General features: G+C 66.4%; 16 protein-coding genes, 1 rRNA gene and 1 other RNA gene. 2 read left to right on the forward strand and 16 right to left on the reverse strand.

All coding sequences use genetic code 11. The annotated features are described in order from the left end of the window. The 12 genes from HWY37_RS31290 to rnpB all read right to left on the reverse strand — a co-directional run bounded on the left by HWY37_RS31290 (position 1) and on the right by rnpB (position 14,460). The gene (locus HWY37_RS31290) at positions 1-951 is read right to left on the reverse strand and encodes a D-alanine--D-alanine ligase (protein ID WP_175209600.1); all 951 of its coding nucleotides are present in this window, start codon (positions 949-951) and stop codon (positions 1-3) included. Next, the gene (gene murC, locus HWY37_RS31295) at positions 948-2,354 is read right to left on the reverse strand and encodes a UDP-N-acetylmuramate--L-alanine ligase (protein WP_175209601.1); all 1,407 of its coding nucleotides are present in this window, start codon (positions 2,352-2,354) and stop codon (positions 948-950) included. Before murC ends, HWY37_RS31290 begins: the two co-directional genes overlap by 4 nt. Next, positions 2,351-3,427, reverse strand: coding sequence for an undecaprenyldiphospho-muramoylpentapeptide beta-N-acetylglucosaminyltransferase (murG, locus tag HWY37_RS31300; protein ID WP_175209602.1), 1,077 nt, complete (start codon positions 3,425-3,427; stop codon positions 2,351-2,353). The genes murC and murG overlap by 4 nt, the downstream gene beginning before the upstream one ends. After that, positions 3,424-4,617, reverse strand: a complete 1,194-nt coding sequence (gene ftsW / locus HWY37_RS31305; RefSeq protein WP_175209603.1) for a putative lipid II flippase FtsW — start codon at positions 4,615-4,617, stop codon at positions 3,424-3,426. The genes murG and ftsW overlap by 4 nt, the downstream gene beginning before the upstream one ends. After that, positions 4,614-6,146, reverse strand: a complete 1,533-nt coding sequence (gene murD / locus HWY37_RS31310; RefSeq protein WP_175209604.1) for a UDP-N-acetylmuramoyl-L-alanine--D-glutamate ligase — start codon at positions 6,144-6,146, stop codon at positions 4,614-4,616. Before murD ends, ftsW begins: the two co-directional genes overlap by 4 nt. Next, positions 6,143-7,312, reverse strand: a complete 1,170-nt coding sequence (mraY, locus tag HWY37_RS31315; protein WP_013391525.1) for a phospho-N-acetylmuramoyl-pentapeptide-transferase — start codon at positions 7,310-7,312, stop codon at positions 6,143-6,145. Before mraY ends, murD begins: the two co-directional genes overlap by 4 nt. Then, positions 7,302-10,157, reverse strand: a complete 2,856-nt coding sequence (gene murF / locus HWY37_RS31320; RefSeq protein WP_176090602.1) for a bifunctional UDP-N-acetylmuramoyl-L-alanyl-D-glutamate--2,6-diaminopimelate ligase MurE/UDP-N-acetylmuramoyl-tripeptide--D-alanyl-D-alanine ligase MurF — start codon at positions 10,155-10,157, stop codon at positions 7,302-7,304. Before murF ends, mraY begins: the two co-directional genes overlap by 11 nt. Further along, entirely contained in the window at positions 10,154-11,884 is a 1,731-nt protein-coding gene (locus HWY37_RS31325; protein ID WP_175209606.1) for a peptidoglycan D,D-transpeptidase FtsI family protein, read from the reverse strand. The genes murF and HWY37_RS31325 overlap by 4 nt, the downstream gene beginning before the upstream one ends. Beyond that, a complete protein-coding gene (gene ftsL / locus HWY37_RS31330; protein WP_175209607.1) occupies positions 11,881-12,171 on the reverse strand; it encodes a cell division protein FtsL in 291 nt (96 codons plus the stop codon). The genes HWY37_RS31325 and ftsL overlap by 4 nt, the downstream gene beginning before the upstream one ends. Further along, positions 12,171-13,265 (reverse strand): 16S rRNA (cytosine(1402)-N(4))-methyltransferase RsmH, encoded by a 1,095-nt coding sequence (gene rsmH / locus HWY37_RS31335; RefSeq protein WP_175209608.1) that lies wholly within the window; start codon positions 13,263-13,265, stop codon positions 12,171-12,173. Before rsmH ends, ftsL begins: the two co-directional genes overlap by 1 nt. A gap of 7 nt (positions 13,266-13,272) precedes the next feature. Then, entirely contained in the window at positions 13,273-13,701 is a 429-nt protein-coding gene (mraZ, locus tag HWY37_RS31340; protein ID WP_006226256.1) for a division/cell wall cluster transcriptional repressor MraZ, read from the reverse strand. A gap of 354 nt (positions 13,702-14,055) precedes the next feature. Further along, an RNA gene (gene rnpB, locus HWY37_RS31345) (RNase P RNA component class A) lies at positions 14,056-14,460 on the reverse strand. 135 nt (positions 14,461-14,595) lie between these two features. On the opposite strand from rnpB, the gene HWY37_RS31350 reads away from it, so the two are divergent. Then, the gene (locus HWY37_RS31350) at positions 14,596-16,422 is read left to right on the forward strand and encodes an ATP-binding cassette domain-containing protein (protein ID WP_176090603.1); all 1,827 of its coding nucleotides are present in this window, start codon (positions 14,596-14,598) and stop codon (positions 16,420-16,422) included. A gap of 104 nt (positions 16,423-16,526) precedes the next feature. On the opposite strand, the gene pyrC is transcribed toward HWY37_RS31350, so the two are convergent. Together pyrC and HWY37_RS31360 are read right to left on the reverse strand one after the other, a co-directional pair. Further along, the gene (gene pyrC, locus HWY37_RS31355; protein ID WP_176090604.1) at positions 16,527-17,591 is read right to left on the reverse strand and encodes a dihydroorotase; all 1,065 of its coding nucleotides are present in this window, start codon (positions 17,589-17,591) and stop codon (positions 16,527-16,529) included. 11 nt (positions 17,592-17,602) lie between these two features. Further along, positions 17,603-18,796, reverse strand: coding sequence for a M20 aminoacylase family protein (locus HWY37_RS31360; RefSeq protein WP_176090605.1), 1,194 nt, complete (start codon positions 18,794-18,796; stop codon positions 17,603-17,605). Between the two features lie 147 nt (positions 18,797-18,943). Between HWY37_RS31360 and HWY37_RS31365 the strand changes: the two genes are divergently transcribed. After that, positions 18,944-19,222 carry an SWIB/MDM2 domain-containing protein gene (locus tag HWY37_RS31365; protein ID WP_006217453.1) on the forward strand — a complete coding sequence of 93 codons (279 nt, stop codon included), beginning with the start codon at positions 18,944-18,946 and terminating at the stop codon, positions 19,220-19,222. Between the two features lie 614 nt (positions 19,223-19,836). Here HWY37_RS31365 and HWY37_RS31370 read toward each other — a convergent pair. Both HWY37_RS31370 and rrf read right to left on the reverse strand, forming a co-directional pair. Next, positions 19,837-20,202 (reverse strand): DUF4870 family protein, encoded by a 366-nt coding sequence (locus HWY37_RS31370; protein ID WP_175209612.1) that lies wholly within the window; start codon positions 20,200-20,202, stop codon positions 19,837-19,839. Between the two features lie 249 nt (positions 20,203-20,451). After that, a 5S ribosomal RNA gene (gene rrf / locus HWY37_RS31375) occupies positions 20,452-20,564 on the reverse strand. Positions 20,565-20,586 lie beyond the last annotated feature (22 nt).

Raw genomic sequence — 20,586 nt, forward strand, 5'->3', positions numbered from 1 at the left:
TCAAGCGTTGCGGGCCGGGCTGCGCACTTTGCACGCGGCCTCGGACAGGATCGCCACGCACAGATCGGCGTAGCTGATTCCCACCGCCTTGGCGGCCATGGGAACGAGTGAATGGCTGGTCATGCCAGGCGAAGTGTTCATTTCAAGCAGCCACGGCCGGTTGTCGCGGTCGAGGATGAAATCGGCGCGGCCCCAGCCTTCGCAGCCCAGCGCCTGGTAGGCCTTGACCGCGATCTCGGCGACTTCCGCGGCCACTTCGGGCGGCAGCGTGGCCGGGCAGAAGTACTGCGTATCGTCGGAGAAGTACTTGTGCTCGTAGTCGTAGTTGCCGCCAGGCGCGGCGATCTCGATGACGGGCAGCGCGCGCGCGGTCTTGCCCGCGCCCAGCAGCGCCACGGTCAGCTCGCGGCCGGTGATGAATTGTTCGGCCAGCACTTCGGCGTCGAAACGAGCCGCCGCCGCGTAGGCTTCCTTCATGTCGGAATACCCGACCACCTTGGTGATGCCCACCGTCGAACCTTCGTGCGGCGGCTTGATGATCAGCGGCAGGCTCAGGCGGTCCGGCACCAGGCGCAGCTCGGTATCGGCGTCCAGCAGTTCAAATTCAGGCGTGGGCAGGCCGTGCTGCAGCCAGACGCGCTTGGTCATGGTCTTGTCCATGGCCAGCGCCGAGGCCAGCGGGCCGCTGCCGGTGTAAGGGATGCCCAGCAGTTCCAGGGCGCCCTGGATGGAGCCGTCTTCGCCATAGCGTCCGTGCAGGGCGATGAACACGCGGTCGAAGCCTTGGGCGGCCAGCTCGGACAGGCTGCGCTCGCCCGTGTCGAACAAGTGCGCGTCCACGCCGGCGCTGAGCAGCGCCTGGTGCACGCCCGCGCCCGACATCAGGGACACTTCGCGCTCGGCGGAGCGACCGCCGTACAACACACCCACCTTGCCGAATTGCGTGCTCATGCCAGTTCTCCAACTTGGGCGGGGACCTTGCTGATCGAACCCGCTCCCATACAAATCACCACGTCGCCGTCGCGCACGAAATCCACAATGGCCTGCGGCAGTTCCGCCACGTCCTCGACGAACACGGGTTCCACCTTGCCGGCCACGCGCAGGGCGCGCGACAGGGCGCGGCCATCCGCTGCAACCAGCGGCGGCTCGCCCGCCGCGTAAACCTCGGTCAGCAGCACGGCGTCGGCCGTGCCCAGAACGCGCACGAAATCCTCGAAGCAATCGCGGGTGCGCGTATAGCGGTGCGGCTGGAACGCCAGCACGATGCGGCGGTCGGGCCAGGCGCCGCGTGCGGCGGCCAGCGTGGCGGCCATTTCCACCGGGTGATGGCCGTAATCGTCGATCACCGTGAAGGTGCCGCCGCCGTGACTGGCCGGCACGGGGAATTCGCCCGTCTGCGTGAACCGGCGGCCCACGCCGCGGAACGAGGACAGCGCCTCGCAGATGGCCCCGTCGGCCACGCCCAGCTCGGTCGCCACGGCAATCGCGGCCAGCGCGTTGCGCACGTTGTGCAGGCCGGGCAGGTTCAATTCGACCTGCAGCGGCGGCAGCAAGGTGTCGCGGTGCGTGCGCTGCACGTTGAAGCGCATGCGCGTGCCTTCCGGCTGCACTTCATAGGCGCGCACTTGCGCCTCTTCGTTCAAGCCGTAGGTCGTGATGGGCCGCGACACGAAGGGCATGATTTCGCGCACGTTGGCGTCGTCCGAGCACAGCACGGCGCTGCCATAGAACGGCAGGCGCTGCGTGAACTCGATGAAGGCGCTCTTCAGGCGCGCCACGTCGTGCCCATAGGTGTCCATGTGATCGGCATCGATGTTCGTGACGATGGCCATCACCGGCAGCAGGTTCAGGAACGAAGCGTCGGATTCGTCGGCCTCGACCACGATGTAGTCGCCCTGCCCCAGGCGCGCATTGGCGCCGGCGGAATTCAGGCGGCCGCCGATCACGAAGGTGGGATCCAGGTCGCCCGCGGCCAGCACGCTGGCCACCAGGCTGGTGGTGGTGGTCTTGCCGTGCGTGCCGGCGACGGCGATGCCGCGCTTCAGGCGCATCAGTTCGGCCAGCATGATGGCGCGCGGCACCACCGGAATGCGGGCGGCGCGCGCGGCGATCACCTCGGGGTTGTCGCCCGCGACCGCCGTGGACGTGACGATGGCGGCGGCGCCGGTGACGTTGCTGGCCACATGGCCGATCGCGATCTTCATGCCCAGGCCGGCCAGGCGGCGCGTCACGGCAGACTCGTTCAGGTCGGAGCCGCTGATGGTGTAGCCCAGGTTGAGCAGCACTTCGGCAATGCCGCTCATGCCCGAGCCGCCGATGCCTACGAAATGGATATGTTGAATTCTGTGTTTCATGATGAACGCCCCGCTGCTTGTTCACAGACGTCGGCGATATGGGCCGCCGCTTCGGGGTGCGCATGCGCGCGGGCCCGTTCGGCCACGGCTTGAAGTTCTTGTCGGGAGCGCTGGCCCAGCCACTGCGCCAGCCATTCGGGCGTGAGGCCGGTTTGCGGCTGCAGCCAGGCAGCCTGCGCGTCGCTCAGGAAGCGCGCGTTGGCGGTCTGGTGGTCATCGATGGCGTGCGGGAACGGCACGAACAGGGCTGCAACGCCCGCCGCGGCCACTTCGGACACCGTCATGGCGCCTGCGCGGCAGATCAGCAGGTCCGCATTGCCCATGGCGCCCGCCATGTCATCGATGAATGCGCGGCAGTCGGCTTCCACGCCCGCCTGGGCGTAGGCCTGCTGCAGCGCGGGCAAATGTTGTTCGCCGGCCTGGTGCACGACCTCCGGCCGGCTTTCCTGCGGCAGGCGCGCCAGCGCCTGCGGCAAGGTGGTGTTCAGCGCCTGGGCGCCCAGGCTGCCGCCCACGACCAGCAGGCGCAGCGGACCGCTGCGGCCGGCATAGCGCTGCGCCGGATCCGGCAGCGCGCACAGGTCCGCCCGCACCGGGTTGCCCATGGCCTCGCCCTTGGGCAGCACGCCGGGGAAGCCGCTGAGCACGCGGCGGGCCATCCTGGCCAACCACTTGTTGGCGGTTCCGGCCACGGCATTCTGTTCGTGCACGACCAGCGGCGTGCCGCGCAGCGCCGCGATGACGCCGCCCGGGAACGCCACGTAGCCGCCCATGCCCAGCACCACGTCCGGCCGCACGTCCGACAGGCGCGACCAGGCTTGGCCGAACGCGCGCAGCAGCAGGAACGGCAGCTTCAAGAGCGCCGAAACGCCCTTGCCGCGCACGCCCTGGAAGCGCAGCGGCACCAGCTCGATGCCGCGCGGCGGCACCAGCCGGCCTTCCATCTTTTCGGGATTGCCCAGCCACAGCACGCGCCAACCGCGCTCGCGCAGCACGTCGGCCACGGCCAGGCCCGGCATGATGTGCCCGCCGGTGCCGCCGGCCATGATCAGGATGGTACGGGAAGCCGTCATACCCGCCCCCCGCGCATCATGACGCGGTTTTCCACGTCGACCCGGATCAGCATCGCCAGCGCGCACAGGTTCATCACCACGCCGGAACCGCCGTAGCTCATCAGGGGCAGGGTCAGGCCTTTAGTGGGCAGCAGCCCCAGGCAGACGCCCATGTTGATGAACGCTTGCACGCCGAACCACATCGCCACGCCATGCGCCACCAGGCCCGCAAAGGTGCGTTCCATGGCGATGGCCTGGCGGCCGATGTCGAAACCGCGGTAGACGATGATGGCGAACAGGGTGATGACCAGCATCACGCCGGCAAAGCCCAGTTCCTCTCCCACCACCGCCATCAGGAAGTCGGTGTGCGCTTCGGGCAGGTAATGCAGTTTCTCGACGCTGGCGCCCAGGCCCACGCCCAGCCATTCGCCGCGGCCCAGCGCGATCAGCGAATGCGACAGCTGGTAGGCGCTGCCGTAGGCGTTGTCTTCGTTCCAGGGATCCAGATAGGCGAACAGGCGCGCGCGGCGCCACGGCGACAGCCAGATCAGCATCAGGAAGGTGCTGACGAGCACCGCCAGCAGGCTGCTGAAGTACTTGCCGTTGATGCCGCCCAGGAACAGGATGCCAATCGCGATCGCCACGATCACCATGAAGGCGCCGAGGTCGGGCTCCAGCAGCAGCAGCATGCCGACGCCGGCCAGCGCGAACGCCATCGGCAGGAAGCCGCGGGCGAAAGCCTGCATGTGTTCCTGCTTGCGCACGGTGTAGTCGGCGGCGTAGAGCAGCGCGGCCAGCTTCATCAATTCGGAAGGCTGGAAGTTGAGCGGGCCCAGCGGAATCCAGCGGTGTGCACCGTTGACTTCGCGGCCGATGCCGGGAATCAGCACGGCGACCAGCAGCACCATCGCCACCACGAACAGCGGCACGGCCAGGCGCTGCCACACGCGGATCGGCACCGCCAGCACCACGGCGGCGCCCAGCAGGCCGGCGCTGATGAACAGGCCGTGGCGGATCACAAAGTAATAGCGGCCATACGACGCGTAGCGCGGGCCATCGGCCAGCGCGATCGACGCCGAATACACCATCAGCAGGCCGAGCAGCAGCAACGTCGAAGCCGCGATGACCAGCGGCAGATCGAAGTTGCGCATGCGGGTACGGCCGGGCCGTACGGCGTTGACGCTGGCGGTGAGATCGGCGATCAGGCTCATGCGATCTCTCCACGGTCGCGGGCCAGGTCTTCGACCTCTTCCACGAACACCTGTCCGCGATGCGGATAGTTGCGGAACATGTCCATGCTGGCGCAGGCGGGCGACAGCAGCACGGCGTCGCCGGGCTGGGCCAGCTCAGCGGCGCCGCGCACCGCGTCGCGCAGCGTTTCAGCCATGATGCATTTCACGCCGGTAGGCTCCAGCACGCGGCCGATCTCGGGACCGTCCTGGCCGATCAGCATCACGGCGCGCGCATGCTGCGCCACGCCGGGAATCAGCGGCGAGAAATCTTGGCCCTTGCCCAAGCCACCGGCGATCAGCACAACCGGCTGGCCCAGGCCTTCCAGCGCGGCCACGGTTGCACCCACGTTGGTGCCCTTGCTGTCATTGATATAGTCGACGCCGCCGATCGTGCGCACGAAGGCCGCGCGATGCGGTTCGCCGGTGTATTCGCGCAGCGCACGCAGCATGGCGCCCCAGCCCAGGTCCAGGCAACGGGCCAGCTGCAGCGCGGCCAGTGCGTTCAAGGCATTGTGGATGCCGCGGATGCGCAGGGCGTCCACCGGCATCAGACGGCTCATGCGGCCCTTGGCGCGCGTCGGTTCCGGCGCGTCCTTCTTGCGGCGCACCGGCGGCGCGGGCTCATCGAAATCGTTGGGTTCGCAGGCCACGAGCCAAGCCACGCCCTGCCCCAGCTCCAGGCCCATGTCGCCGACCAGTTCCGGCACGTCGCGGCCGAAGCTGCGCACGTTCAGCGCACTCAGGGTCGCGACCATGTCGACAGTGTAAGGATCGTCGCGGTTCACAATGGCCACGCGGGCCATCTTCAGCAGGCGCGCCTTGGCCTGCGCATAGGCTTCCATGCTGCCATGCCAGTCCAGGTGATCCTGGGTAACGTTCAGCACCACGGCCGCGTCGGCCATCAGTGTGCGCGTGGTTTCCAGCTGGAAGCTGGACAGCTCCAGCACCCAGACCTGCGGCAGCGCTTCGGCGTCCAGCGCGTCCATCAGCGCGGCCAGCGCCGCGGGGCTGATGTTGCCCGCCGCCACCACCGACAGGCCGCTGGCTTCGACCAGCTGGCGGGTCAGCGCGGTGACGGTGGTCTTGCCGTTGGTACCGGTCACGGTCAGCAAGCGCGGCCGGTACTCGCGTGTCTCGGCCAGGTCGGCCAGGGCGCGCGCAAACAATTCGATTTCGCCGACGATCTCGATGCCGCGGGCCTCGGCCTCGCGCAGCAGATCCGCGGCGGGGGGCTGCGCCGGCGCCAGGCCGGGGCTCAACACCAGTTGGCTCACGCCGTCGAGCAGCGCGGTATCAAAGGACTCGTCGCAGCCCAGGTGGTATTCCACTTCGCTCTGCGCCAGCGACTCGCGCAGCGCAGCCAGTCCGCCCGGTTCGGCGCGCGTGTCGGCCACGCGCAAGCGGGCACCCTGGCGGGCGCACCAGCGAGCGGCAGCGACACCCGTCTCGCCCAATCCGAGGATCAGGACGAGCGGCGCGTCTGCGCGGGAGGTTTCCATCGTATTCATCGCAACTTCAAGGTAGAGAGGCCGATCAGCACCAGCATCATGCTGATGATCCAGAAACGCACGACCACCTGGGTTTCTTTCCAGCCACCCACTTCAAAGTGATGATGCAACGGGGCCATGCGGAAAATGCGTCGACCTGTTCCATAACGTCGCTTCGTGTACTTGAACCAAGTCACTTGCATCATCACGGAAAGGGTCTCGACCACGAACACGCCGCCCATGATGAACAGCACGATTTCCTGGCGCACGATGACCGCGATGGTGCCCAGCGCGCCGCCCAGGGCCAACGCGCCGACGTCGCCCATGAAGACCTGCGCCGGATACGCGTTGAACCACAAAAATGCCAGGCCGGCGCCGCCGATGGCGGCGCACAGCACCATCAATTCCGACGCGCCGGGTATGTAGGGGAACAGCAGGTACTTGGAATAGTCCACGCGGCCGACCACGTAGGCGAAGATGCCCAGCGCGCTGCCCACCATGACGGTGGGCATGATGGCCAGGCCATCCAGGCCGTCGGTCAGGTTCACGGCATTGCTGGTGCCGACGATGACCGCCCAGGTCAGCGCCACGAAACCGAGCACGCCCAGCGGATAGCTCACGCTCTTGAAGAACGGAACGATCAGGTCGGCGCGCGTCGGCAGCGGCATCGTGAAACCGCTGCCCACCCAGGCCTTGAAAAGGGGCCACAGTTCGGTGTTGGCGGGCGCGGACACCGCGAACGCCAGATACACCGCGGCCACGATGCCGATGGTGGCCTGCCAGAAAAACTTCTGCCGCGCGGGCATGCCTTCGGGATCGCGGTAGACGACCTTGCGGTAGTCGTCCATCCAGCCGATCCAGCCAAAGCCGAAGGTCACCAGCAGCACCACCCACACGAAACGGTTGGTCCAGTCCGCCCACAGCAGGGTGCTGATGGCGATGGAAATCAGGATCAGCACGCCGCCCATGGTCGGGGTGCCGGTCTTGACCAGATGGGTTTCCGGGCCGTAGGAACGCACGGCCTGGCCGATCTTCATCTCGGTCAGTTTGCGGATCACGCGCGGGCCGGCCACCAGGCCGATCAGCAGCGCCGTCGCGCACGCCAGCACGGCGCGCAAGGTGATGTATTCGAACACGCCCAGCGCGCGCACATCGTCAGACAGCATCCGGGCGATTTCAAGCAGCATGCTGCTCTCCCTGCCCCTTGGCTGCCGATTCTTCATTCACAGAAAAAGCCGTCACTACCCGCTCCATGCGCATAAAGCGCGATCCCTTTATCAATACGCAGGACGGGCGCAAGCCGCGCAACGCGGCAACGACTTCGTCTACCGATGCGCAGGCGTGCGCCCCCATGCCGAATGCGGCCGCGGCCGCCCGGCTGGCTTCGCCTAGCGTGATGAGCGCGTCGAGCCCATGCTCGCGCGCGTAATTGCCCACCTCGACATGCATGGCGGGGCCGTTGTCCCCGACCTCGCCCATGTCGCCCAGCACCAGGACGCGCTTGCCGGCCATGCGGGCCAGCACGTCCACAGCCACGCGAACCGAGTCGGGGTTGGCATTGTAGGTGTCATCGATGAGCAACGTTCCGCCACTCATTCTCTTATGCTGCATGCGGCCCGCGACCGGGCTGAAACCGGCCAAGGCGCGCACCGCGGCGTCCAGCGGCGCCCCCGCGGCAATCGCGCTGGCGATGGCCGCCAGGGCGTTGCGCAGGTTATGCAGGCCAGGCACCGGCAACGCCAGGTCGGCGACGCCGACGGGCGTCACCACGCGGCAACGCGTGGCGTCCACATCCGCAATGATCTGTTCGGCATACACGTCCAGGCCCGGCTGCAGGCCAAAGCGCAGCACGCGGCGCGGCTCGGCCAGAGCATCCCAGATGGCCGCATACGGTTCGTCGCCGGGATAGACCGCGATGCCATCGTCGGGCAGCGCGGCGATCGCCGCGCCGTTTTCATGCGCCACCGCTTCCACGCTGTGCATGAATTCCTGGTGTTCGCGCTGGGCGTTGGTCACCAGCGCCACCGTCGGCGCCGCAATGGCGGCCAGCTGCGCGATCTCGCCGGGATGGTTCATGCCCAGTTCGAAAACAGCCGCGCGATGTTCCGGCCGCAGGCGCAGCAAGGTCAGCGGCACGCCGATGTCGTTGTTCAGGTTGCCGGCGGTCGCCAGACGGCTCGCCTCGCCCTGCCACTCGGCCAGCATGGCCGAGATCATTTCCTTGGTCGTGGTCTTGCCGTTGCTGCCGGTCACCGCCACCACGGGCAGCGTGAACCGCGCGCGCCAGGCGGCGCCGATGCGCATCAGCGCGACGCGGGTGTCGCCCAGCACCAGCTGCGGCAGCTTGGCGCCGGGCACGGCGTGCGCCACGACGGCCGCGCACGCGCCACGCGCCTCGGCCTGGTCCAGATAGTTGTGCGCATCGAAGTTATCGCCCACCAACGCCACGAACAATTCGCCCTGGCCGATGCGGCGGGTGTCGGTGGACACGCCCTTGACCAGCGGCAGCAGCAGCGCCAGCCGCGCCCATTCACGGTCATCGAAGGGCAGCTTCTCGCCCCCGATGTCCTGATAGGTTTCGTGCCCCTTGCCGGCCAGCAGCACCACGTCGTCGGGCGAAGCCGCCCAGATGGTCTGCATGATGGCGCGCGCGCGGTCCACCATGACGTCGGGGTGCACGGTTTCGGGAATGCCCGTCAGGATCTGTTCGACAATGGCTTCGGGGGACTCGGTGCGCGGGTTGTCGCTGGACACGACCACGTGGTCGGCCAGGTCCGCGGCGATGCGGCCCATCACCGGACGCTTGCCCGGATCGCGCTCGCCGCCGCAGCCAAACAGGCAGACCAGGCGGCCCGACCGCGCGGTCGCAACGGCGCGCAGGGCGGACAGCGCCCGCGACAGCGCGTCGGGAGTATGCGCATAGTCGACCACCACCAGCGGACCGCGGCCGGTTCCGGCCTGGGTGCTGTGCGCCACCGGCTCGACCGTCTGCAGGCGGCCGTCCACGGGATCCGTGGCGGCCAGCTCGCGCGCGATCTGCGCAAACGGCAGGCCCAGCTGATACAGCACGCCTGCCACCAGCAGCAGGTTCGACACGTTGTGCGCGCCCAGCAGGCGGGTCACGATCTGGGCCTCGCCATGCGGCGACACCAGCGTGAAGATCTGGCCCTGGGCCGTCGCCTGGAGATCGCGCGCGCGCATGCCGGCGGGAATCTCCGGCGCTTCGTCCAGGCTGTAGCCCATCGCCATGCCGGCGGGCAGATCGGCGATCAGGCGGCGCCCGGCTTCGTCGTCCGCATTGATCACGGCGGCGGTCAGGCCCGGCCAGCGGAACAGGCGCGCCTTGGCGGCTTCGTACCGCTCCATCGTGCCGTGGTAGTCGAGGTGGTCGCGCGTCAGATTGGTGAAGGCGGCCAGCGCGACGCGCACGCCGTCCATCCGGCCCTGTTCGATGCCGATGGAAGAGGCTTCCATGGCCACGGCCTTGGCGCCGGCGTCGCGCATCGCGGCCAGCGTGCGGTGCACGGTCAGCACGTCGGGCGTGGTCAGGTCACCGCCCAGCGTGCGGCCGTCGGGCAGTACGGCGCCCAGCGTGCCGATGGTGCCGCAGGGCTTGTCATTGCGGCTCAGCGCATGGGCGATCCATTGCACCGACGAAGTCTTGCCGTTGGTGCCCGTCACCGCCACGACCGCCAGCGCGGCCGACGGCCGGCCGTACCAGGTGTCGGCCAGCTCGCCCAACAGGGCGCGCAGGCCGGTCACCGGCAGCATCGGGGCCTGGTCCGCCGCAGCCTGCACGGCATCGCTTGCGGGCGCTTCGAACAGCACCGCGCTGGCGCCCAGCGCCAGCGCCTTCTCTATATAGAGGCGTCCGTCGCTGGACAGCCCCGGGCAGGCGACGAACACGTCGCCCGGCTCGATATCGCGGGAGTCCAGCTTGAGGTGCGCGGTCAACGACACGCGCGAATGCAACCACGCCACGGTTTCGGCAACCGTGGCGACAGGGTTGGAGAGGAAGCCTTTGGCGCTCATCTGCCTGGCTCCTTGAGACCAGCAACAATTGTGGATTCGAAGGGCGCGTCCGGACGCACCCCCATCAGCCGCAGGCTCCCCCCCACGATCTGGGAGAACACGGGCGCGGCAATGGCGCCGCCGTAATAACCGCCGACCGTCGGTTCGTCGATGGACACGGCCACCACGATCTTGGGATCCGAGACCGGAGCAAAACCCACGTACGAACTGCGATAGCGCTGCGTGCTGTACTTGCCGTCGACGATCTTGCGCGCCGTGCCGCTCTTGCCGGCCACGCGGTAGCCCTGCACCTGTGCGGCCTTGGTGCCTTCGGGGCCAGCGGCGGCCTCAAGCATGCCGCGCACCATTTCGGTGGTCTTGGGCGTGTAGATCTTGACGCTGGTCGGATCGCTGTCGCGCTTGACCAGGGTCAGCGACACCATGTCGCCGTTGCGGGCGAAGACGGTATAGGCGCGCGCCACCTGCAACAGCGACACCGACAGGCCGTAGCCGTAGGCCATGGTGGCCTTTTCGATCAGGCGCCAGCGGTCCCAGGGGCGCAGGCGGCCGGGCGCCGCACCGGGAAATCCCACCTGAGGCGCCTGGCCCAGGCCCAGTTCCGTGAAGCGATCCCACATTTCGCGGGATTCGAGCTTCTCGGAGATCATCGTCATGCCGATGTTGCTGGACTTGCGCAGCACGCCGGCCACGTCCAGTGTGCCGTTGCGGCTCACGTCGCTGATCGTGCTGCCCTGGTACTGAAAGCGGCCGTTGCCGGTTTCGAACAGGGTCTTGGTGGTGATGCGGCCCAGGTCCAGCGCCAGCGCGGCGGTAAACGGCTTCATGATCGAGCCGGGCTCGAAGGTGTCGGTGATGGCCTGGTTGCGCAGCTTGGAGCCGTGGAAGGTCTCGCGCTTGTTCGGGTCGAAGGTCGGCACGTTGGCCAGGGCCAGGATTTCGCCGGTATGCACGTCCACGACCACGGCCGTGGCGCCCTTGGCCTGGTGCTTGTCCATGGCGTCCTTCAGGGCCTTGAACACCAGGTACTGCAGGCGCGTGTCGATCGACAGGCGCAGGTCGCGGCCGTCCACCGGCAAGGTCACGGCCTGCACGTCTTCGATCACGCGGCCCAGCCGGTCTTTGATGACGCGGCGGCTGCCCGGACGGCCGGACAGCTGCTGGTTGAACGTCAGTTCGACGCCCTCCTGCCCCTGGTCCTCGACGCTGTTGAAGCCCACCACGTGGGCCATCACGTCGCCGTCCGGATAATAGCGGCGGGTCTCGGGCTGTTGATGCACGCCCGGCATGCCCAATTGCTTGATCTTGTCGGCCACGTCCATGGAGACCTGGCGCTTCAGGTAGACAAAGTTCTTGTCTTCGTCGACGAGGCGGTGGCGCAGGTCGGCCACGGGCGTTTCGAGCAACTTGGCCAGCGTGTCCAGCTGGGCCGGCGTGGCCTGCTTGGCGTCCTCCGGAATCGCCCAGATGGCGCGCGCCGGCACGCTGGAGGCCAGCACCGCGCCGTTGCGGTCCATGATCTTGCCGCGCGTGGCGGCCAGGGTCAGCGTGCGCTCATAGCGCCGCTCGCCCTGCTGCTGCAGGAATTCGGTGGACAGCCCCTGCAGGAACAGCGCGCGGCCGGCCAGCACGGCAAACCCGCCGAACAGCAGGATCAGCACCAGGCGCGCGCGCCACGTGGGCAATTGCCCGCGCAGCACGGGGTTGTCGAAGAAGGGAACCCGCTTCATTGCGCACCTCCGCTGGCGGAGACAGGCGGCTGGTTCAAATACAGCGTGCGGTCCGGAACGATGGAAATCATCTTCAGGCCGTCACGCGCAATAGCATCCACCCGCGCATTGCGGGCGAGTTCGGCGCGATCCAGCTGCAGGCGCCGCCAGCTGGTTTCGAGGTCGCGCGCGTGCGCCTGATCGCGGCCCAGCTCGATGAAGAGCTGGCGCGACTGATACCGGCTGGTGACCAGGGAAATGGCCGACAGCATCAGCAAAGCCGCAACGATCAGGTTGACGCGACCCATTAGCGGCGCCCTCCCTTGCCGCGGCGCGGCGGGGGGGCCAGGTCGCTGCCCGGCAGCGAGCCGATCTTCACGAACGCGAAACCGCCCTCGGCGGGCAGCGGCGTTTCGGTGCGTTCGGCGACGCGCAGGACGGCGGAACGGGCGCGGGCGTTGGCCGAGACTTCATCGTCTTCGGCCAGCACGCGCCCGAGGGAGCGCAGGACCGGCTGGGGCATTTCGCTTTCGCGCAGGGGCAGGCGTGCATGCGCGGCAGCCGGACGAGCCGCCGCCGCGATGCATTGCTTGACCATGCGGTCTTCAAGCGAATGAAAGCTGATCACCGCCAACCTCCCTCCCGGGGCGAGCAGGTCTAGAGCTGACGCGAGGGTGCGCGCGAGTTCTTCGAGTTCCCGATTGATGTAAATCCGTAGAGCTTGAAAGGTGCGTGTGGCCGGATGCTGCCCCTTTTCGCGCGTGCGGACGGCGCTGGCGACGCACTCGGCAAGTTCGAGCGTGGTGCGCAGCGGCCTTGTTGCGCGGCGAGCAGCAATCGCCTTTGCAACCTGAAAAGCAAACCGTTCTTCGCCATAATCCGCTATGACCTCCCGCATCTCATCCACACTGGCTTGCGCCAGCCAATCCGCCACCGTGGGACCACGAGTGGTGTCCATCCGCATGTCGAGCGGGCCGTCTCGCATGAACGAGAAACCGCGCTCGGCATCGTCGATCTGAGGCGAGGAAACGCCCAGATCCAGCATCACGCCATCGACCTTGCCGATGCCGAGCTGCTCCAACTCTTCGGCCATGGTGGCAAAGCCGCCATGCACCACGGTGACCCTCGGGTCCGCTGCCGCCAGTTGCCTGGCTACGGCGATCGCCTCCGGATCCTTATCGAACACCACCAGCCGCGCCGCCTTGCCCAAGCGGCCAAGCAGTTCGCGGCTGTGCCCGCCACGTCCGAAGGTGCCGTCGACGAAGACGCCGCCTTCCGCTCGCGTAGCCGTAGCCGGCCCGGCCTGCTGATGCGACCGTGTCGCGCCCTTGCCGCCGAAGTCGGGCAGCAATAACGCGTCCACCGTCGGCTCCAGCAGTACGGGCCGATGTTCGAATTCCATAACTTTTTCAGAACGAAAACTGATTCAACACATCCGGCATACCCTTGGCCAGGTCCTCAGCCTCGCGGCTGGCCAGAGTAGCGGCGTCCCACAGCTCGAAGTGCGCGCCCAGACCGAGCAGCATCACATCGCGCGTCATACCGGAAGCGTTGCGCAGTTCAGGAGCGATCAGGACCCGGCCGGAGCCGTCCAGTTCCACGTCCTGAGCGTTGCCCAGCAACAGCCGCTGCAACGCGCGCGCCGTCATGGGAAAGGCGGCAATCTGCTCGCGCTTCTTTTCCCACTCCGGCCGCGGGTAGACCAGCAAGCAGCCGTCAGGGTGGCGAGTCAGGGTCAGCCGGCCATCGGCCTGCGACATGAGCGCGTCACGGTGCCGGGTCGGAATCGAGATCCGTCCCTTGGCATCCAGCGTGAGTGCGCTGCTTCCCTGAAACACCACTTTTACCCCACTTAATTGCACAATTTCCTACTATTTCCCACTCTACGGTATGGGATCAGGGCGGTCAAGCGCGTGGTTGCAATTTTTTCAATCACAACAAGGACTTAGATCAATATGTAAAACCGCAAAAAGAAAAACCTCCCAATAAATCAGGAGGTTGCGGCACTATCTAAAAGTCCTTCTTCAGAAGTGGCGGCTAACGATGGCTTTGCATTGTTTTACGATCGGCTCATGGCTCGAGTTGGCGAGGCTTCCCGCCGAACCCGGCGCTTCGGGCAATCGAAAAAATGGCGCGCCCCGGTCAGCGCGATGCCGGACTCGCGTCCAGGCATCGCTCTCTTTGAGAATGAGTTGCAAGACGGGTCTATAGGCCGGATTCTGTACACCAGGTTTCCCTGGCGGACGATCATTCCTCTACGCGGATCATTGCTGAGCCGCTCTAGCCATCTACCCGCATGCTTGGACGGGCCGCCCTACGCGGTCCGAAGACCGCACGCATGCCTATTTGATGTTGCTCCGGATAGAGGTTGCCGCGTTTCACCCTGCGATGCCGCCGCCCGTTGCCGGACGGCGCGATACGGAGATGGCCGTATCGGTGCGCGCCAAGCGCGCCCGCCCCGCAGACTCGTCTCTGTGGCCCTATTCCTCAACCGCGCCCAAGGACGCGGCCGGACGGCCGTTAGCCGTTACCCTGCCCTGTGGAGTCCGGACCTTCCTCGATGGATTCGCACCCACCGCGATCGTCCGACCCGTCTTGCGGTCCGTATTCTATTACACACGGCGGCTCCGTCCCCCAGACGGCCTCCAGCCCCCCGCTGCTCAAACGACGTCACGGGGTTCCTGCGACAATACGGCTTGATTCGCTCAGACGCCGCAGACAATACCCATCACATGGCCCTTGCTACTCTCATCACCCTTACCGACATCCAGCTGGCCTACGGCCACCACCCATTGCTGGATCACGCCGATTTCGCCATCCAGGCCGGCGAGCGCATCGGCCTCATCGGGCGCAATGGCGCCGGCAAGTCCTCGCTGCTGAGACTGCTGGACGGCAGGACCCAGCCCGACGACGGCGACATCGCGCGCACTTCGGGACTGCGCGTGGCCACGGTGGAACAGGAACCCGAACTCGACGAGAACGCCACCGTCTTCGACGTGGTCTGCAATGCCGAAGGCGATCACGAAGACTGGCAGCGCCCGTCGCGCGTGCGCGCCGTGCTGGAAAAGCTCGGCCTGCCGGCCGACGTGCAGATCGCAGGCCTGTCCGGCGGTACCCGCAAGCGGGTCGCGCTGGCCCGCGCCCTGGTCGACGAGCCGGACCTGCTGCTGCTGGACGAACCCACCAACCATCTCGACTTCGAAGGCATCGCCTGGCTGGAAGAAATGCTGCGCGGCTGGAAAGGCGCCGCGGTCATCATCACCCACGACCGCCGCTTCCTGGACGCCGTCGCCACCCGCATCGTCGAACTCGACCGCGGTCGCCTGCTGAGTTTTCCCGGCAACTTCTCGCAGTGGCAGGAGCGCAAGGCCCAGTGGCTCGAATCCGAGCGCCTGGAGCAAGCCCGCTTCGACAAGCTGCTGGCCCAGGAGGAAGTCTGGATCCGCAAGGGCGTCGAAGCGCGCCGCACCCGCAATGAAGGCCGCGTGCGCCGCCTGGAGCGCCTGCGCGTCGAACGCGCCGAACGCCGCGAACGCGTCGGCGACGTTTCACTGGCGCTGGCCGAAGGCCAACGCTCCGGCAAGCTGGTCGCCGAACTCGAGCACGTGAACAAGGCCTTCGGCGACAAGATCGTCGTCGACGACTACTCCACCACCATCCTGCGCGGGGACCGCATCGGCATCATCGGCCCCAACGGCGCCGGCAAGACCACCCTGCTCAAGCTGATCCTGGGCGAGATGCAGCCCGACAGCGGCACGACGCGCCTGGGCACCAACGTCGCGGTCGCGTATTTCGACCAGATGCGCGCGCAGCTGGACGAAAACGCCACGCTGGTCGACATCATCAGCCCGGGCAGCGAATGGGTCGAAATCGGCGGCGCCCGCAAGCACGTCATGAGCTACCTGGGCGACTTCCTGTTCTCGCCCGCCCGCGCCGGCTCGCCGGTGCGCAGCCTGTCGGGCGGCGAACGCGCGCGCCTGCTGCTGGCGCGCCTGTTCGCCCGGCCCGCCAACGTGCTGGTGCTGGACGAGCCTACCAACGACCTCGACATCGAAACGCTGGAACTGCTGGAAGAGCTGCTGCAGGAATACCAGGGCACGGTGCTGCTGGTCAGCCACGACCGCGCCTTCCTGAATAACGTCGTCACGCAGACCATCGCCTATGAAGGCGACGGCCGCTGGCGCGACTACGTGGGCGGCTACGACGAATGGGTCGCTCAACGGCCCGCGCCGGCAGCCCCCGCCGAAGATGCCGCGCCTGTCGCCCGCCCTGCCGACGATGCCGCCGCGCGCGCCAAGGCCGCGCGTCCCAAGCCGGCCAAGTCCGCCAAGATGAACTCCTGGGAACTGCGCGAACTGGAGGGCCTGCCCGACGCCATCGCCGCCCTGGAAGCGCAGCAGGCCGAGCTTGCCGGCAAGCTGGCCGACGGCAGCCTCTACCGCGACGCGCCCGCCGAAGTCGAACGCATCAACGCCGAACTGGCCAAGTTGGAAAGCGAGCTGGAAGAGCGGTTTGCGCGCTGGGAACTGCTGGAAGCGCGGCGCGAAGGCACGCTGTAATCAGGCTGTCTCTATATACATATAGAGGCGCATGAAAAATGCCCCCGGAATCGGGGGCATTTTTTTGTCGCGCGGCATTGGCCGCCGCGCCTTGCGGCGGCCGTTTAGGCGCGCGCGCGCCACTCCAGCGCTTCGCCCGCGGCCAGCGGCACCAGCGTGGTGTTGCCGAACGCCACTTCCTCGGGGACCTGGTAAGCCTCGCGCACCAGCGTCAGCGTGCCGGTGTTGCGCGGCAGGGCGTAGAAGTCCGGGCCATGGAAGCTGGCGAAACCTTCCAGCTTGTCCAGCTTGCCGACGGCGTCGAAAGCGGTCGCGTACAGCTCCATGGCGTGCAAGGCCGTATAGCAACCGGCGCAGCCGCAAGCATGTTCCTTCAGGCCACGCGCATGCGGCGCGCTGTCGGTGCCCAGGAAAAAGCGCGGGCTGCCGCTGGTGGCGGCTTCGACCAGCGCCAGGCGGTGGGTTTCGCGCTTCAGGACCGGCAGGCAGTAGTAATGCGGCCGCACGCCGCCCTGGAAAATCGCATTGCGGTTGTACAGCATGTGCTGCGGCGTGATGGTGGCGGCGATGGGCCCTTCGGCATCCCGCACATACTCCGCGCCCTCTTTGGTCGTGATGTGCTCGAACACCACTTTCAGCGCAGGGAAGGCGCGGCGCAGCGGCTTCATCACGCGCTCGACGAAGATCGCTTCGCGGTCGAACAGGTCGATCGAGGGATCGGTCACTTCGCCATGCACCAGCAGGGGCATGCCGCATTTCTCCAGCGCTTCCAGCGCCTTCGTGCACTTGCCCAGCAGATCGGTCACGCCGGCGTCGGAATTGGTCGTCGCGCCCGCGGGGTAGAGCTTCACCGCGTAGACCTGGCCCGACTCGTGCGCGCGGAAGATCTCTTCCGACGTGGTGTTGTCGGTCAGGTAGAGCGTCATCAGCGGCGTGAAGGCGTCGACATTGCCGCCCGCCTTCTTCAAGGCTTCCAGGATGCGGCCGCGATAGGCCAGCGCCTGCTCGGTCGTGGTCACCGGCGGCTTCAGGTTGGGCATGATGATGGCGCGCGCGAACTGGCGCGCCGTGTCCGCCACCACGGCTTCCAGGGCGGCGCCGTCGCGCAGGTGCAAATGCCAGTCGTCCGGCCGGGTGATGGTGAGCTGAGTCGTGTTTTGAGTGGACATGGTTAGGCTTCTTAATCTGCCAGCGGCATGCCCCGTTCGGCCAGCGCGCAGAACATTGCGCTGCCCAAGGGGATGACGGCATCGTTGAAATCGAAATGCGAGTTGTGCAGCACGCAGCCGGAATCGGCTCCGCCCTGGCCCAGCCTGAAGTATGCGCCGGGCTTGCTCTGCAACATGAAAGAGAAATCCTCGGAGCCCATCGACGGCGTCAGGTCGCGCACGACGTTCTCCTTGCCTATCATCTCGGTGGCGATGTCTGCCACCAGATTGGCGTGTTGCGGCGTGTTCAAGGTTGCGGGATAGATCCGTTCGTAGATCACCTCGGCGGTACCGCCGAACGCGCCCGCGATGGCGGAAACCAGTTCGCGCATGCGGGTCTCCACCATTTCCTGGACGGACTTGCGGAACGTGCGCACCGTGCCCACCATCCTGGCTTCGCGCGGAATCACGCTCATCGCGCCGGGATGCCCGGCTTGCAGCGAGCCGATCGACACCACCGCCGAATCCAGCGGATTCACGTTGCGCGACACGATGGTCTGCAAGGCCGTGATGATCTGCCCGGCGATCGTAACCGGATCGATGGTCTGATAAGGATGCGCGCCATGGCCGCCGCGGCCGGTGATGAGGATCTCGAAGCGATCCGCCGCGGCCATCATCGGACCGGGATTGATGCCTATCGTGCCCGGCTTCAGGCCGGGCCAGTTGTGCAAGGCATAGATCGCATCGCACGGGAAGGTATCGAACAGCCCGTCCTCAAGCATGGCGCGCGCGCCGCCTCGCCCCTCTTCGGCGGGCTGGAAGATCAGCACGGCGGTGCCATCGAAATTGCGCGTCTGCGACAGATACTTGGCGGCTCCGATGAGCACCGCGGTATGGCCGTCGTGGCCGCAGCCGTGCATCAGGCCAGGCTTGGTCGACTTGTGTCCGAAGTCGTTGTCTTCCGTCATGGGCAAGGCGTCCATGTCGGCGCGCAGGCCTATCATGCGCCCGCTATCGCAGCGCTTGCCGCGGATCACGCCCACCACGCCGGTTTTGCCGATGCCACGGTGCACCTCGATCCCCAGCGCTTCCAGCGCACCCGCCACGATCCCGGAGGTCCGGACCTCCTCGAAGCCCAGTTCGGGATGCGCGTGCAAATCGCGCCGCAGCGCCGTCAATTCGTCATGAAAGAGGCGAATTGATTCCAAAGGAGAACGTGCGTACATAGGAGGTTACAGAATGATGATGTAGGGGGGACAGTCTGTGCATTTTAGTTGCTACAGAGGATAAATGCCTTTGTCTTTACGGGAGAGACACGTTATGCTCCGGCCGCAGGACAATTTTTCCAACAGCCAGAGAAGGAGCGCCGCATTATGGCCACAACCTCCAAACCCGCGACCGCGCGCAAGCCGAACGCTGCATTCATGAAGCCCCTGACCCCCAGCGCCGAACTGGCCGCTGTCATCGGCTCGGAAGCCGTGCCGCGTACCGAGGTCACCAAAAAGATCTGGGAATACATCAAGAAGCACAACCTGCAAGATGCCAGCAACAAGCGCAACATCAACGCCGATGCCAAGCTGCGCCCGATCTTCGGCAAGGATCAGGTCACGATGTTCGAACTGACCAAACTGGTCAACGCACATCTGAAGTAAGCAGGCAAAGGGCGTACCTCGTACGTCCCTGCCTTCATATCGTCGCGACGCCCCGGTTCATTCCTGGGCGAGCTCGCATCTCCCGCGCAGCTTTCCACAACCGCGACCGCCACGCCGCAGCTCTGCCGGCAAGGCCTGCTTTCCATACCCGCACCCCTGATCGCCAAGCCTGGCGCGCCTCTCCGGGCTGTCCTCGATTTCGATGAGGCTTGTGCAAACACAGTTCCAAGCCATGCCGGCCGCTGCATTTCTGCATCGCCGAGTACACGCGCTTCAGTGCGCATCGCACGCTTTTCTCTGCCCGTTCGCCCGCGCTGGGCACGGGTTCAAGCATGCTTGCAGAAGCGCGACGACCAGCGGGCACTTGCGCCAGCTCGCATCTGCTGAAGCATGATGAACGTCAAGCACACGCTGAAACCGTGAGGCGCGGCGCAGGCGTTGCGCTTGTCCACACGCTCAGGACTCATGACATGAGTTGCTCGCTTGCGCCCGGCCACACTAGCTGGAATTACACGCTTGCGCGTGGCCTCGCTTGCTGGAGTCCGGACGGCGCACTCATCGCGCAGCAATGAAAAAGGCCGGCATATACCGGCCTTTTGCTAAGTGCGTACCTATCAAGCGTACGTGGTCGGGGCAGCGCCTTCCAGCAGCGCCAGCCAGCCCTTGATCAGGCGGTACAGCACCCAGATCACGGTCGCGGCCAAGCCGATCCAGCCGATGAAGATGAGTGTGGCGATGCCGCTGATGGCCAGCCACAGCAGGGCCCACCAGAAGGTGCGCAGCAGCCAGTCGAAATGAGCGGCATAGACAGTGCCTGCGGCGTCGGAGCGCTTCAGATACATCAGCACGACTGCGGCCAGCGTGGCGATGCCCAGGAATCCACTCGTCAGGAAGCCCAGGGCGTACAAGCCGTAGGCAACGTGGGTCAGCGTGCGCAGGTCTAACGTCGTTCCGGGCACGGGGGTCTGGGGATCACTCACGATAACGCTCCAACGAATTGACTCGGTCAATCTTACCGCACAAAGCCACCCCGCCCACGGCCGTTGTTATTTGGGCACAATCAATGCTGGCGCGGCTTGCAGCCTGATTGACGGCTCGCAAACGTCCTGCGGAAACCTCTCGCAGCGCGACGTGCGTCCATCCTACGCAGGCAGCCGGCTCGGCTCGCTGCGCATCAACGCCACAAGAAAAAACCCCGCAGCGCAAGCTGCGGGGTTCTTGGAATCAAAGCCTGACGATGACCTACTTTCACGGACGTCCGTCCACTATCATCGGCGCAAAGTCGTTTCACTGTCCTGTTCGGGATGGGAAGGAGTGGGACCAACTCGCTATGGTCGTCAAGCGTAACTGGTTGAGCGGCTGCG

Source organism: Achromobacter anxifer, assembly GCF_903652925.1.
Lineage (GTDB): Bacteria > Pseudomonadota > Gammaproteobacteria > Burkholderiales > Burkholderiaceae_B > Achromobacter > Achromobacter anxifer.

Coding starts and splice junctions, on each gene's coding strand:
- ftsL (WP_175209607.1), bottom strand. CDS start 12,171: ATGGGTCGCGTCAACCTGATCGTTGCGGCTTTGCTGATGCTGTCGGCC.
- mraY (WP_013391525.1), bottom strand. CDS start 7,312: ATGCTGCTTGAAATCGCCCGGATGCTGTCTGACGATGTGCGCGCGCTG.
- HWY37_RS31290 (WP_175209600.1), bottom strand. CDS start 951: ATGAGCACGCAATTCGGCAAGGTGGGTGTGTTGTACGGCGGTCGCTCC.
- HWY37_RS31350 (WP_176090603.1), top strand. CDS start 14,596: ATGGCCCTTGCTACTCTCATCACCCTTACCGACATCCAGCTGGCCTAC.
- murC (WP_175209601.1), bottom strand. CDS start 2,354: ATGAAACACAGAATTCAACATATCCATTTCGTAGGCATCGGCGGCTCG.
- HWY37_RS31360 (WP_176090605.1), bottom strand. CDS start 18,796: ATGTACGCACGTTCTCCTTTGGAATCAATTCGCCTCTTTCATGACGAA.
- murF (WP_176090602.1), bottom strand. CDS start 10,157: ATGAGCGCCAAAGGCTTCCTCTCCAACCCTGTCGCCACGGTTGCCGAA.
- murG (WP_175209602.1), bottom strand. CDS start 3,427: ATGACGGCTTCCCGTACCATCCTGATCATGGCCGGCGGCACCGGCGGG.
- murD (WP_175209604.1), bottom strand. CDS start 6,146: ATGAATACGATGGAAACCTCCCGCGCAGACGCGCCGCTCGTCCTGATC.
- HWY37_RS31365 (WP_006217453.1), top strand. CDS start 18,944: ATGGCCACAACCTCCAAACCCGCGACCGCGCGCAAGCCGAACGCTGCA.
- HWY37_RS31325 (WP_175209606.1), bottom strand. CDS start 11,884: ATGAAGCGGGTTCCCTTCTTCGACAACCCCGTGCTGCGCGGGCAATTG.
- rsmH (WP_175209608.1), bottom strand. CDS start 13,265: ATGGAATTCGAACATCGGCCCGTACTGCTGGAGCCGACGGTGGACGCG.
- pyrC (WP_176090604.1), bottom strand. CDS start 17,591: ATGTCCACTCAAAACACGACTCAGCTCACCATCACCCGGCCGGACGAC.
- ftsW (WP_175209603.1), bottom strand. CDS start 4,617: ATGAGCCTGATCGCCGATCTCACCGCCAGCGTCAACGCCGTACGGCCC.